This is a genomic window from Mesobacillus sp. MER 48 (genome assembly GCF_023714225.1).
In the GTDB taxonomy this organism is placed as follows: Bacteria; Bacillota; Bacilli; order Bacillales; family Cytobacillaceae; genus Mesobacillus; species Mesobacillus oceanisediminis_A.
Genome location: NZ_JAMAUR010000002.1, coordinates 819,698 through 831,452, shown reverse-complemented (window position 1 = coordinate 831,452; position 11,755 = coordinate 819,698). Strand labels below are relative to the sequence as shown.

At 38.9% G+C, this 11,755-nt stretch carries 15 protein-coding genes and 1 riboswitch; of the genes, 5 read left to right on the top strand and 10 right to left on the bottom strand.

The genetic code is table 11. The annotated features are described in order from the left end of the window. Positions 1 to 83 precede the first annotated feature (83 nt). Entirely contained in the window at positions 84 to 260 is a 177-nt protein-coding gene (locus M3593_RS10495) for a hypothetical protein (protein ID WP_251541574.1), read from the bottom strand. A gap of 302 nt (positions 261 to 562) precedes the next feature. Between M3593_RS10495 and M3593_RS10490 the strand changes: the two genes are divergently transcribed. From M3593_RS10490 to M3593_RS10480, 3 genes are all read left to right on the top strand, one after another. Continuing rightward, complete coding sequence (locus M3593_RS10490) at positions 563 to 1,141, top strand: RNA polymerase sigma factor (RefSeq protein WP_186326718.1); 579 nt, start codon at positions 563 to 565, stop codon at positions 1,139 to 1,141. Further along, positions 1,131 to 2,243 (top strand): DUF4030 domain-containing protein, encoded by a 1,113-nt coding sequence (locus M3593_RS10485; protein ID WP_251541576.1) that lies wholly within the window; start codon positions 1,131 to 1,133, stop codon positions 2,241 to 2,243. Before M3593_RS10490 ends, M3593_RS10485 begins: the two co-directional genes overlap by 11 nt. Positions 2,244 to 2,519: 276 nt before the next feature. Next, complete coding sequence (locus tag M3593_RS10480) at positions 2,520 to 3,236, top strand: 3-ketoacyl-ACP reductase (RefSeq protein ID WP_251541578.1); 717 nt, start codon at positions 2,520 to 2,522, stop codon at positions 3,234 to 3,236. 121 nt (positions 3,237 to 3,357) lie between these two features. Here the strand turns inward: M3593_RS10480 and M3593_RS10475 are convergent, their stop codons facing one another. From M3593_RS10475 to M3593_RS10460, 4 genes are all read right to left on the bottom strand, one after another. Continuing rightward, a complete protein-coding gene (locus tag M3593_RS10475) occupies positions 3,358 to 4,680 on the bottom strand; it encodes a TrkH family potassium uptake protein (protein WP_144475817.1) in 1,323 nt (440 codons plus the stop codon). Next, entirely contained in the window at positions 4,681 to 5,337 is a 657-nt protein-coding gene (locus M3593_RS10470; protein WP_251541579.1) for a potassium channel family protein, read from the bottom strand. It abuts the gene before it with no gap. 76 nt (positions 5,338 to 5,413) lie between these two features. Then, positions 5,414 to 5,563, bottom strand: a riboswitch (cyclic di-AMP (ydaO/yuaA leader). A 157-nt stretch (positions 5,564 to 5,720) separates the two neighbouring features. After that, positions 5,721 to 6,266 carry a GNAT family N-acetyltransferase gene (locus M3593_RS10465; RefSeq protein ID WP_144475819.1) on the bottom strand — a complete coding sequence of 182 codons (546 nt, stop codon included), beginning with the start codon at positions 6,264 to 6,266 and terminating at the stop codon, positions 5,721 to 5,723. A gap of 81 nt (positions 6,267 to 6,347) precedes the next feature. Then, entirely contained in the window at positions 6,348 to 6,536 is a 189-nt protein-coding gene (locus M3593_RS10460) for a PspC domain-containing protein (protein WP_144475820.1), read from the bottom strand. 826 nt (positions 6,537 to 7,362) lie between these two features. Here M3593_RS10460 and M3593_RS10455 point away from each other — a divergent pair. Next, positions 7,363 to 7,854, top strand: coding sequence for a DinB family protein (locus tag M3593_RS10455; protein ID WP_144475821.1), 492 nt, complete (start codon positions 7,363 to 7,365; stop codon positions 7,852 to 7,854). On the opposite strand, the gene M3593_RS10450 is transcribed toward M3593_RS10455, so the two are convergent. Both M3593_RS10450 and M3593_RS10445 read right to left on the bottom strand, forming a co-directional pair. After that, on the bottom strand, positions 7,789 to 8,427 hold the full coding sequence (locus tag M3593_RS10450; protein WP_144475822.1) for an alpha/beta hydrolase: 639 nt from the start codon (positions 8,425 to 8,427) through the stop codon (positions 7,789 to 7,791). The two genes, M3593_RS10455 and M3593_RS10450, sit on opposite strands and share 66 nt — an antisense overlap. Before the next feature lie 71 nt (positions 8,428 to 8,498). Next, the gene (locus M3593_RS10445) at positions 8,499 to 8,900 is read right to left on the bottom strand and encodes a hypothetical protein (RefSeq protein WP_251541580.1); all 402 of its coding nucleotides are present in this window, start codon (positions 8,898 to 8,900) and stop codon (positions 8,499 to 8,501) included. Between the two features lie 135 nt (positions 8,901 to 9,035). Here M3593_RS10445 and M3593_RS10440 point away from each other — a divergent pair, with 135 nt between their 5' ends. Next, positions 9,036 to 9,854, top strand: a complete 819-nt coding sequence (locus tag M3593_RS10440) for an MBL fold metallo-hydrolase (protein ID WP_186326736.1) — start codon at positions 9,036 to 9,038, stop codon at positions 9,852 to 9,854. A 73-nt stretch (positions 9,855 to 9,927) separates the two neighbouring features. On the opposite strand, the gene M3593_RS10435 is transcribed toward M3593_RS10440, so the two are convergent. The 3 genes from M3593_RS10435 to M3593_RS10425 form a co-directional block, all read right to left on the bottom strand. Beyond that, the gene (locus M3593_RS10435; RefSeq protein ID WP_251541581.1) at positions 9,928 to 10,377 is read right to left on the bottom strand and encodes a GNAT family N-acetyltransferase; all 450 of its coding nucleotides are present in this window, start codon (positions 10,375 to 10,377) and stop codon (positions 9,928 to 9,930) included. Between the two features lie 153 nt (positions 10,378 to 10,530). Continuing rightward, complete coding sequence (locus tag M3593_RS10430; RefSeq protein ID WP_251541582.1) at positions 10,531 to 11,046, bottom strand: DinB family protein; 516 nt, start codon at positions 11,044 to 11,046, stop codon at positions 10,531 to 10,533. Positions 11,047 to 11,145: 99 nt separating this feature from the next. Continuing rightward, complete coding sequence (locus tag M3593_RS10425) at positions 11,146 to 11,571, bottom strand: VOC family protein (protein ID WP_251542310.1); 426 nt, start codon at positions 11,569 to 11,571, stop codon at positions 11,146 to 11,148. Positions 11,572 to 11,755: the final 184 nt, after the last annotated feature.

The following is an 11,755-nucleotide window of genomic DNA, read 5'->3' as shown; positions in this document are numbered from 1 at the left end:
TCCCGATAACTTGTTATGGATGAAAACCATTTAGAGGCATATGTTGCTCCATCTTCTTCCCGTGAATCCCCTGTCCCCTTTTTTTAGTGCACATGTTGCTCCATCTTCTTCCCGTGATTCCCCTGTCCCCTCTTTTTCGGGCACATGTTGTTCAATCGTCTTCCCGTGAATCCTCTTTCTGCTCTTTTTCGGGCATATGTTGCTCCATCTTCTTCCCGTAAATCCTCTCTCCGCTCTTTTTCGGGCACATGTTTCTCCATCTTCTTCCCGTAAATCCCTTCTTAGCTCCTGTTCGGGCACATGTTCCCCGCATCTTCTCCCTGTGAACCCTTTATCGTTTCTATTTCGGGCACATGTTTCATCCATCTACCCAAAAACTACGGATTCTCCTCACTATTGTAATTGTCCACCCGCCTAAGTTAATTTTTGGTAAAGTTAATACATATTAGATACTGATTAATCATGACACAATCAAGTAAGTCAAAGAATTTTACGAAAAGTGAAACCAGAATGCCACCTTCAAACGACTTACTAGTGAAAATAAAATATGGAGGTTGCCCAGTTGAGTGAGGAACAGAAATTATTAAATCAAATCCGGGCGGGAAATGGGGAAGCGTTCAGCCACCTTGTGGAAAGTCTTCTTTCCTCTGCCTATAGGACGGCTTATCTTATCCTTGGTTCGCGGGAGCTGGCTGAGGATGCTGTCCAGATTGCCCTGGAGGATTGTTATCTAAGCATAATGCGGGATGTGGAGATCCGCCATTTTAAAGCATGGTTTTACCGGCTTGTTTATACTCGTTCGATTGATGTTTACCGAAAACAAAAAAGAATTCAGTTTACAGATATCGATGAGAATCCAGAGGCAATCACCAGATTAAGAACGGAGTCAGCTCAGGAAAAGGCCGTTGAAAAGGAAACAAAACAGGAACTGCTCCAGCTGATCACTACCTTGAAAGATGAACAGCGGATCCCTCTGCTGCTGTTTTATTTTGAAAACTTTTCAGTTAAGGAAATCAGCCTGATTCTAGACGAAAACACCAATACCGTGAAGACTAGGCTAGCACGCGGCAGAAAAAAGCTAGCAGAACTGATAAAAAATGATCAACTTTTTCAAATGGAGGAGAAGTCATATGGGCTTTGATAAGAATGAATTGAAGACCCCTGTTTCGCTTGAAAAATTCTCAAAAGACTTACCAGGCCGATTCGCTGCTGGAGAATTCGAAGATGCTCGGGCAGATCGAGTTGGTCACGAACTTGAAGGTTTTAATCAAGCTCTAAAAAATCAATGGACTTTTGGGAAAAAGGCTGGAGTCACTATAGCCGCAATCGCAGCTAGTTTTCTGCTTTTTGTCGGTTCGGGATTTGTTTCCCCGACAATGGCGAAGATGATCTCTAAGATTCCGCCGTTAAGTGCCATGTTTGATAATAATCCTCAGCAAGACCTGACAGAACAGCTGACACAAGCTTTGAAAAAAGAAGGATATCCTGTAAAGCTAGTGAACCAGTATGTTGGCGGCAAAAACGAAGGCATCATGGTGCATTTGGATACCTCTGAAAAGCAGGTCAAAGTAATGGAACCAGGAGTGAAAAAAATCGGACTTTCGATTGTCCAGGCCGAAGAATTCAAAGGGACAAGAATCGAAGACTACTTTATAAAAGTAAGGCAGTACCATGAACCATCTAAAAAGTGGAAACAAGAACAAGCAGAAATCGAAAAAGAAAGTGAGGAAGTATTCGAAATCGTTCAGGCTGCTCTGAAACCATATAATTTTAATAATAATATTATGTTCGGTATTGATCGAGTTGAACTTGAAATCCCAAGCACGGAGAAGCAGGAAAAAGTCGATGAAATTAAAAAGGCTGTTGAAGATGCCCTCGCTGCAAAGGAAAAGGAATATATTGAGGTCAAAATGAGGAAATACAATGTAGCCAAACGGGAACAATATTCACGCTGGAGTAACGCGGTCTCGGGTATTAGCCATGAATTCATGACCTTTAAAAAATATAAGGTATCAGGCGTCGGACATAAAAGCGAAGATGGCTTAATGACCATTTTCATCACAATGACTATTAAGAGCACTGACGAAGGCGCAGCCGAACATGCCACCGACCTGTACACTATGGCAGAAGAATTCATCAAGTCTGATGAAATATGGCCAGAAGTCAAAGAAGATCCATATAGAATCGTAGTAAGGACAAAGGATAAGAAAGAATTCATTGACGGACAGAAACGGTTTAAATAAGGAGGAGAGCATGAGCAAAGAGTTAATCCCTTTGCTCCTTTTTTCAGAGTACATTTCCCTACTAAGACAGGCTAATTTCAGGAGTTAGTTGTTTTTGGCTCTCAATTTGATTTTTTCATTTTTGATACATTGAATTTAGTGTTTTAGCAGACTTTATCATAGAGAAATAGAGCCAGGCCCAAACAAAATGTTTGGCTTGTATGCAATATTGAATCATAATGAATACTGCTTGTTTATTAGCAGCGTTTCGAGAAAAATTTGAGGAGGAATGATAGCATGATTTCACTAAAAGGAAAAACAGCTATTGTAACCGGGGCAGGCAGAGGGATTGGACGAGCAGTTGCGATTGCTTTGGCTAAAGAAGGAGTTAATCTAGGATTAATTGGCTTAACGATGTCCAATCTTGAAAAACTGACTGAAGAACTCGAGCAGTATGATGTTAATATTTCCGCTGCCTCAGCAGATGTATCTGATCTTGAAGCGGTACAGCATGCCGTGGAGCATATCAAATCAGACCTGGGTGCGATTGATATTCTAGTCAACAATGCAGGAATCGCAAAGTTTGGCGGCTTTATGGATTTATCCCCTGAAGAATGGGAAAAGATTGTCCGCGTAAACCTGATGGGAGTTTATAACGTTACAAGAGCGGTTCTGCCAGAAATGATCGAAAGAAAATCCGGAGACATTGTGAATATCTCCTCCACTGCTGGCCAAAAAGGAGCGCCAGTCACTAGTGCTTACTCTGCTTCTAAATTCGCAGTCCTCGGACTGACAGAATCACTGATGCTTGAAGTCAGGAAACATAATGTGCGCGTAACGGCTTTGACACCAAGTACTGTGGCAACCGACCTCGCTGTCGAAAGCAATCTGATCAGCGGGAACCCTGAAAATGTCATGCAGCCAGAGGATTTAGCAGTCCTTCTTGTTGCAGGATTGAAACTGCATCCAAGAGTTCTTGTGAAAACAGCTGGATTATGGTCAACCAATCCTTAAGTCTTGGAAGACCAGTAGCTATGACTAAAAACCACTGATGATAATAGAAATTAAAAAATCGCTTAACGTCATTGTTAAGCGATTTTCATTTATTTTCATTAAAGGTAATAGCGGAAATGCCTCACCCTGTGAGTACATCTTCCCTTGGATACTTAATTCGTGATTCAGTTGCATTTGCAAGAGAAAAAGCCATTGTCAATGGGCCTAGCTTCCCTGCAAACATAACAAATATAATCACTGCTTTCCCAATTGCGGTAAGTGACCCTGTTATTCCCATTGATAATCCTACAGTACCAAATGCCGAAATAACTTCAAAAACAACTTGAATGAATGGAGCTTCTTCCGTAATATTCATAATAAAAATCCCCAAACAAATTAAAAAAAGTGCAATTGTCGAGATCGCCAATGAACGCAAAACAATCGTAAGGCTGATTGCCCTTTTTCCGAGCACGGTTTCTTCTTTTCCTTTAAGGAACGTAATGACCGAAAATAATATGACCAAAAACGTTGTTAGTTTTATGCCTCCCCCAGTAGATGCACTTCCTGCACCTATGAACATAAGGATTAAAAATAAGAAGATCGTATCTTCCTGTAAGGCCGATATATCTAGGGAGTTAAATCCCGCAGTTCGCGGTGTTACTGCCTGGAAATAAGAAGCCCACAATTTATCACCTAGTGAATTCAATCCTCCGAGTGTATTGGGGTTATGGTATTCCAGGATAAAAATAATGAACATTGCCACGAGGTTAATAATGAATGTACCGATGATCATCATCTTGGAGTGGAGGCTCAATTTACGGAAGCGCTTTTTCCTCCACATGTCAGCTAAAACCGTAAATCCGATTCCCCCAATGATAAATAGGAATGTAATCACAATATTGATGATTGGATCCCCCACGAATCCCATCAAACTGTCGGACCATAATGCAAAACCGGCATTGTTAAACGCTGAAATGGAATGAAAAAAACTATAATAAAGCCCTTTACCCCAACCAAATTGGGGCACCCAGCGGATAGCCAGCAGGAGCATTGCAATTGCTTCAATCGTTAAGGAAAAGATGAACAAATTCCTGACTAACAAGATAACCCCGCCGATAGATGTTTGATTTAATGCCTGCTGCACGACGATCCGCTGTTTGATTCCAATTTTCTTCCCTAACACCATATAGATAAGGATTGCAAAAGACATGATTCCCAGTCCTCCCAATTGAATCAGGGAGACAATCACTATTTCACCAAATAGAGTAAAGGCTGATTCTGTATCAACGACAGCCAGACCTGTAACTGTCATAGCTGATGTAGCTGTGAACAAAGCATTCAGCCAGGTAATTGAGTCCTCCGTTGCAAAAGGCAATTTCAACAAAATCGTGCCTATGAAGATAAACACAGCAAAGACCAAAACAAGTAGCTGAGAAGGATTCAGGTTAATGACGCGGTGTTTCACCTATACCCCCTCTTTCTCGAAACGGTTAATATCAGAGTTGCGGCCCATCACAATCAGTACATCTCCCATAGAAATGACCTCTTCTGCAGGAGGGGAAACAATGATTTCCTGCCCTCTTAGAATGCCTACAATATTGCATCCATATCTTGCCCTTATATCCAGGTCCGTTAATGTCTTATTATGTATTTTTTTCGTAGCAACAATCTCAACCATGCTGTACTTTTCCGACAACTCAATATAATCAATGATCTTATCTGAGAATATATGGTTCGCGATCCTTTTAGCCATATCCCGCTCCGGATGGATCACCCTGTCTGCTCCTACTTTTTCAAGAACTTTTGCATGATTATCATTATGTGCTTTGGCCCAGACCTTGGGTACACCCATTTCCTTTAAGATCAGGCATGTCAAAACGCTTGATTCAATATTCCCTCCAAAAGAAACAAAAACATGATCAATATTTTTTATCCCGACTTGTTTAAGCCCTTCTTCATCAATACCGTTGAATTGTACGGCATGAGTAACATATTGGGAATACTGATCAACTTTATCCTGATCAATGTCAATTGCTAAAACCTCTGCACCTAATTCATAGAACTCTTTTACAAGGCTTCCTCCAAAACGGCCCAAGCCCAAAACAGCATATTGCTTTTTCACTGCTCCTACACATCCCTTCTATTTAAAAATAAAAAAGACCATCCTAAACTAAAGAATGGCCAATGGCGTTCATCAACCCTTCTCTCTATGGCACCTGCGGAGTTAGCTGTCGGATTAGGGAATGAGAGTATCCCTTCCTAGCTTTAATATGCTAAGATTCACCCCAAGATAAACAATGTTTATCAGAAAATGGTTCCCCCGCTCAAAGATTCGGCAAAAAGGTCTATATGGGAATAATATAATAAGCTACGCCTTTCTTTTTCCTTTGTCAAACATTTCTTGGTCATAGTTTACGTTTACTGCTTTGAACAAAGTCTACCTTACGGAGTCTTGTGAGACACTGGAGGCTTACCTTAACCTAAAAACAATCCCAACGAGGAAACTTATTTAAACTCCTCTTTTAACATAGCAAATAGAAAATGATCTCTCCATTGTCCTTTTACCTTCAAGTTTTTAATAAAATGACCTTCCTGCCGGAAACCTATTCTCCTTAAAAGATTGACTGAACCAGCATTTTCTGCATCACATACTGCATATATCCTATGGATATCCATAGTATTAAACCCTAAATATAATAATCCGTTAACAATTTCAATTCCGTATCCTTGTTTCCAGTAGTTTGAGTTAATAAAATATCCGATTTCCGCTGTTATAAAGTCTTGATCTCTTACCATAAACAAAGCATTACCGATGACTTTTTTAGTATTTTTTATTACAACCGCTAAAACATAGATTTGTCGGTTTTCTTCGTTTTGAAAAGCAATCTGCTTTTTAAGGCTATGTAATGTTTGTTCTCTGCTATTAGGACTCCAAGTTAAATATTTAACCACTTTTTGATCTGACTTAAATTCATGAATATCTTCATAATCCTCTTCACTAAGTTCCCTCAGGATAAGCCTGTTTGTTTCCATTGGTTGAATTTTAGCCATTCATATACGACCTCCACCCAGAAAATTCATAGAAGTACTCACCTTTAATTCTATAAAAGATGCCTCCATCACACACCTTGATTAATATAATGAAGGCGGACTATCAGCCATCGTATTAGCCAGAATTAAATAAAGCAGTACATTAGCGCCAGGCAATAAAATGAAAATTAGTCTTACTGAAAAAGAAGAAACTCCAAAATACTCAGCAATGCCCCCACAGACGCCACTTATCGACTTATCTTTTGAAGACTTTCTTAACTTTTTATTCATTTAAATCATCCTCTTATCGAAACTAAAATGAATACTGCTTTTTAGTCAGCTTTCTTTTGATTATCTCTTATTTCTAACAGGGTGAAATGAATATTATTGAGGGAAACCAAAATTATTCCTAACATAGCAAAGGTTACGATTTCCTTTGTGATGAAGGAAATAACACCAAGAATGAATAAATACAGCGTATATTGCCAATTCTTCATATTCAAACAACCACCCATCTAGGATTTATGAGTTACCCATTACTTAATGTCTCAACTTTTTAGTTGTTAATTTTACGCTTCTCCCAAAAAGTGCGAAAAATAAAATCATGTAAATGATAAACATGATTGCAAAAAAGAGACTGAATAAACTTGGAATCACTGTTTTCATAACGTTCGCATCTTGCGTAAACACAAAAACTGATAAGCCGCTGATGGCCAGTAAATTTCCCACTGCCATTAGGAGAACCAATCCTCGTGAATGTTTGTAGTGCGACTCACGTAAGGTTTTTATTTTCTTATACAGATGCAGTGCAAAAATTATAAAAGCCAGAAAGAAGATCATCACCATTATGTACAGAGGAATCAATGAAGGAGTTAATTGGATGTTGAATATGTTTTCAGCAATTCCCCTTTCATCTAACCAAAATGCCAAGTTTGCTATAAATAGAACAATACAGATTACCAGGAAGTAAAATTCACTGATTAGCATTCGAAAAAACATACTTTTAGTTGACATAGGCAACTCACTTTCATTTTGTTCAGAAGTTCTTAACATATTATACCAACTTGAAGGATTTTATTGGTAAAATAATTTATAAATATATTCTGGAGGGTCCGTTTTGTTAGATTTATTTTTATATAATTGGCAAGTTAGAGATGAGTGGTTTAACTTGTGTAAATCTATACCGCAAGGGGAGTTAATAACTGAACGAATTGGCGGGATGGGAAGCATTCTGAAAAACCTAGTACATGTGATTGATTGTGAATTATTATGGATAAATTATATGCTTCCGGAACCTCAGCATTATCCAGAAAAAGATTCTATCTCCAGTTTGGATGAAGTAATTAAGTACTCAGATTTCACAAAAAAGATTGCAGAAGATTTCATTTATCACTTACCAGATGATTACGAGAATAAAGTCATTACTATAAAAAATAATAGAGGTAAAGCTTTTTCATTTACATATGGCAAAATCATCCGGCATATCATTACACATGAAATTCATCATATCGGCCAGCTCTCAATTTGGTCGCGGGAGTTAGATTTAAAACCTGTTTCGTCCGATTTGATTGTCAGAGAACTCATTAATATTAGAAATAACGGTTTTTAATATTTCAATAGAATTAATCGGATCATTTTCAAGCTCTAAACTGTGGTTTCCCCCACCAATCAATTTTAATGTAAGATTTTGATTCTTTCTCAATTTTTCAAACCGCTCTTCAATAAAACAATAATGATCATTATCTCCAATAATACATAGTCCTTTTTGATCACTATTAACCATTGCATTAAATACAGCATCATTTTGCAGTAATGGAGTCAGCCAGATTAGTTTTGCACCATTTAACCTCTTATCACCAAGCATATAGCCTAAAGCTTTTGTTCCGATTGATTTAGCCACGATACAGTATTGGCTGTATGTTTTCCCATTGATTGCTGTGTCTATCGCAAGTTGTACATCTCTTGCGAAGTTCCTTTCATTGAGGACAGTTATCTCATCCCTGTTAAGTGAATAGTTAATGTGTAATACATCGAAGCCTTTATTGAAAAATAAAGCCGTTGTGTAATATAACAAAGGAGCTTGAGTCGTGTAACCAGCCCCAGGTAAGACAATAACTAAATTATTTGTCTCATTTTTTTGTTCAATCAATCTAAATGGGATACTTTTACGATTATTAGTCATTATTTTCTCGCTCCATAAAAAGTATTGTTATTCTGTAAAATGCAGGTCTCGGCCTTTTCTTTTCTCAAATTCTATCCTTCAAGTAATTGCATATAATACAATCCATCCCCATTATCTGTTTCTACAAAAATGATCCCCGTCTCACCATCATTTGTATCGAATAAAACAGTTCCCTTAGGTAATTTTGTAGCTGAAAGATTGGTAAAGAACAAACTGGAGGTCGTGACTTTTTTTATTTCCCCAATCTTTTTTCCTTTTTGTTGTCTATCTTTATTTTCCTCAAACCATTCATGTTCCGTAACATTACTATAAATAAATCCATCATATTTAAGAATATCAGCATTTTCATTCTGTTTTAGAACATCTCTGGCAGTCACCCTTCCGCCGTCTGCATTGCAGCCAGTAAGTAAAACAATGAAAATTAAAAGCCAAATTAAATATTTTTTTATGATTGCTCCCTCCCTTCCGCTCAATTTCTTTTTCGTGACTAAATGCTCCGTTTCCCGATCACATTCGGCATACTAAACCGCTCCCAGGGGTATACTCAAACAGATGCTCATATATGGGAGGTTTTACTAGTGAAAGAAAGTTCTTCAACGGAACGTTATATGCCTATGACTTCATCAATGAGCGGGATGATTCAGAATGGTGAAAATGGTGTTTACAGCCTTACTGTCCAGATCGTAAATGTTTGTTTTGTGCGCATTTCAGAAACTCCGGGGGACTGGGTGCTGATTGATGCAGGAATGCCTAAGTCCGCTGATAAAATCATCGACGCCGCAGAGGAGCTTTTTGGTGAAGGCGCAAGACCAAAAGCAATCATTCTGACGCATGGACATTTCGACCATGTTGGCGCGATCATCGACTTGATTGAGCACTGGCAGGTTCCTGTTTATGCTCACCAGCTCGAGCTTCCTTTTTTGACAGGCAAACAAGATTATCCGAAACCGGATGCTAGTGTGGAAGGCGGTCTGGTCGCAAAGATATCCCCTGCCTTCCCGCATGAGGGGATTGATCTTGGAGGAAATATACAAGCCTTAAACGAAGATGGCACAGTGCCGCATATGGATGGCTGGAAGTGGCTTCATACTCCAGGACATACTCCTGGCCATGTTTCATTGTTTAGGGAATCTGATCGTGTCCTCATTGCCGGTGACGCGTTTGTCACGGTCAAACAAGAATACCTGTATAGTGTGCTGACTCAAGAACAGGAGATAAGCGGCCCTCCCCGCTACCTGACAACCGACTGGGAAGCAGCCCGCTCCTCCGTTCAAAAACTCGAGGCACTGCAGCCTGCCTATGCCATTACTGGACACGGAATCCCAATGGCAGCAGAGACACTAAGAGAAAACTTACGAAAGCTCGTTGATGAATTTGATGATATCGCCATTCCTGACTACGGTAAATATGTAGATGGAGAAAAATAACCGATATAAAGGCTTGCCGTTTAGGCAGGCCTTTCCATTTTTTTACGAAGTAGGATCCACTCTTCACATGAACCTATATGGTGGTTAATTGCTTTTCAAGGATTATTTTATGCAAGCCTTTTTCGTCAATATAGGTATCGATGACATCAAAACCACTCTTAATATTTAAGATTAGCATCCCTCGCCACTTGTTCATCGTTTTTGTTTGGATTATTCGGTATCCTTTTTCCATTAGATGTTTATGCTGCCTTTGCATTAACTCCGATGCAATTCCATGTGCTCTAAAGTCTGGATCCACCCCGCCCAGCCAACTATAAAATTTATCTTTTTTTAGTTCATATCCAATCTTATATCCTACCACTTTTGTGCCAGTGATCGCGGTGATTATTAGCAGTTGTGGTTTAATTGCCATTTTCGCGGCTAAATCCTCCGATGTATTGAATACTCTACTGTGTAGTGAAATCAATTCAGTTAAGACCTCTTCATTCGGCAGCGAATTATATATCAAATATTTTATAGTCAATATCATTCCTCCTTAGATCAAGAAAAGAGGGGCACCATTCCTTTTCTTACTATAGAAAAAAATACTTAAGAGCTGGTAGCTGCATGTCCATAAACGATGGTGCAATTCAGTACCGACAAGAGGCACTTTAACTGAAATTTTTCAATCTATTACTTACTGTTCCTGTAATTCCCTTAGTAATTGAAAAATTTGTCCCCTATGGTGGGATTCATGTTCAATTAAATGGTAAACAACCCATTCAGGGGTGACTTCATATTGTTCAAGTACACGCGGTTTTCGCCAATCGTTCAAGTCTATAGAACGAAAGTAGGATAGGAACACTTCACGGACTTTTTTCAGGCGATAAAGATGTTGCTCTAAGCTTTCTCCCTCAATGTGGGTCAGGTTACTGGCAGTGCGGCTTTCTAATGGGAATAACGAGCTAACTTCGGGATCCCAGTCGGTTCCGAGTACCTCGACATATAACCAGTCAGCCTCTACCAATGCAATGTGATACAAGAGTGAGCCAATTGAATGCCTTCCGTGCATTTTTCTGTCTAATAATTTTTGGTCTATTCCTGTTAATTTTGTTGTAATTGTATGGCGCACATCCTCCAAGCACCATAACCACCTGCCGATTTCGGGTTCATATCCTCTTAATGAAGATACCTGCAAAGATTCTCTATTCAATGATTCATCCTCCCTTTTATAATGTTAATATTCTATTAATATGATACTGTGCATCTATTTACTAAACCCCTTATTTTAAAATCTTTCATTCTTTAATGGTCAAAAGGAAATCATTGCTCCTTTTTTATCAAAAACTGCTGTTGGATTCCAGGCAACTTCCCAAAGGTTGTTTTCAGGGTCGGAAAAATACGCTGTTCTTCCTCCCCAAAAAGCATCACTTGGCTCTCTTAGTATCGTTCCGCCTGCTTTTCTTATTTCTTCGATGGTCTCATCTACCTCTTGAGGATTATTGACATTTATAGCAAAGGTAACACCACGATAACTTTTTTCATTATGATAGAATTTGACACCTGCATCCTTTTCCAGTTCTTCAATTGGAAAAAGCGAAAGCATCACACCAGCTGTTTTAAAAGCTGCATATTGATCAGAGCTGATGACTGTTTCCTCCCACCCAAGTTTTTTATAAAAAGCACGAAGAGAAGGCAGGTTGAATGCTCCAATCGTAATCAAGCTAACTCGTTGCATTATCAATTGGTTTTCCTCCATTCAGTTTTTTATGGATCAAGCTATTCCTTTGAAATAAATAGAAGGACCCGAAACCCTAGCTCAATAAGGAATTCCACAAATATAGTGTTAATCCTTCTTAATTAGAATTTATCATCTTATTCCACATAAGCTCCCTTATGTTTAGGTACATTAATTCAGAAGC

Bases quoted from the DNA above. Each gene is read 5' to 3' on its own strand.
- M3593_RS10485 (WP_251541576.1), top strand. From the start codon at position 1,131: ATGGGCTTTGATAAGAATGAATTGAAGACCCCTGTTTCGCTTGAAAAA.
- M3593_RS10465 (WP_144475819.1), bottom strand. From the start codon at position 6,266: ATGGCTAAAATTCAACCAATGGAAACAAACAGGCTTATCCTGAGGGAA.
- M3593_RS10425 (WP_251542310.1), bottom strand. From the start codon at position 11,571: ATGCAACGAGTTAGCTTGATTACGATTGGAGCATTCAACCTGCCTTCT.
- M3593_RS10480 (WP_251541578.1), top strand. From the start codon at position 2,520: ATGATTTCACTAAAAGGAAAAACAGCTATTGTAACCGGGGCAGGCAGA.
- M3593_RS10440 (WP_186326736.1), top strand. From the start codon at position 9,036: ATGCCTATGACTTCATCAATGAGCGGGATGATTCAGAATGGTGAAAAT.
- M3593_RS10450 (WP_144475822.1), bottom strand. From the start codon at position 8,427: ATGACTAATAATCGTAAAAGTATCCCATTTAGATTGATTGAACAAAAA.
- M3593_RS10460 (WP_144475820.1), bottom strand. From the start codon at position 6,536: ATGAATAAAAAGTTAAGAAAGTCTTCAAAAGATAAGTCGATAAGTGGC.
- M3593_RS10495 (WP_251541574.1), bottom strand. From the start codon at position 260: ATGGAGAAACATGTGCCCGAAAAAGAGCGGAGAGAGGATTTACGGGAA.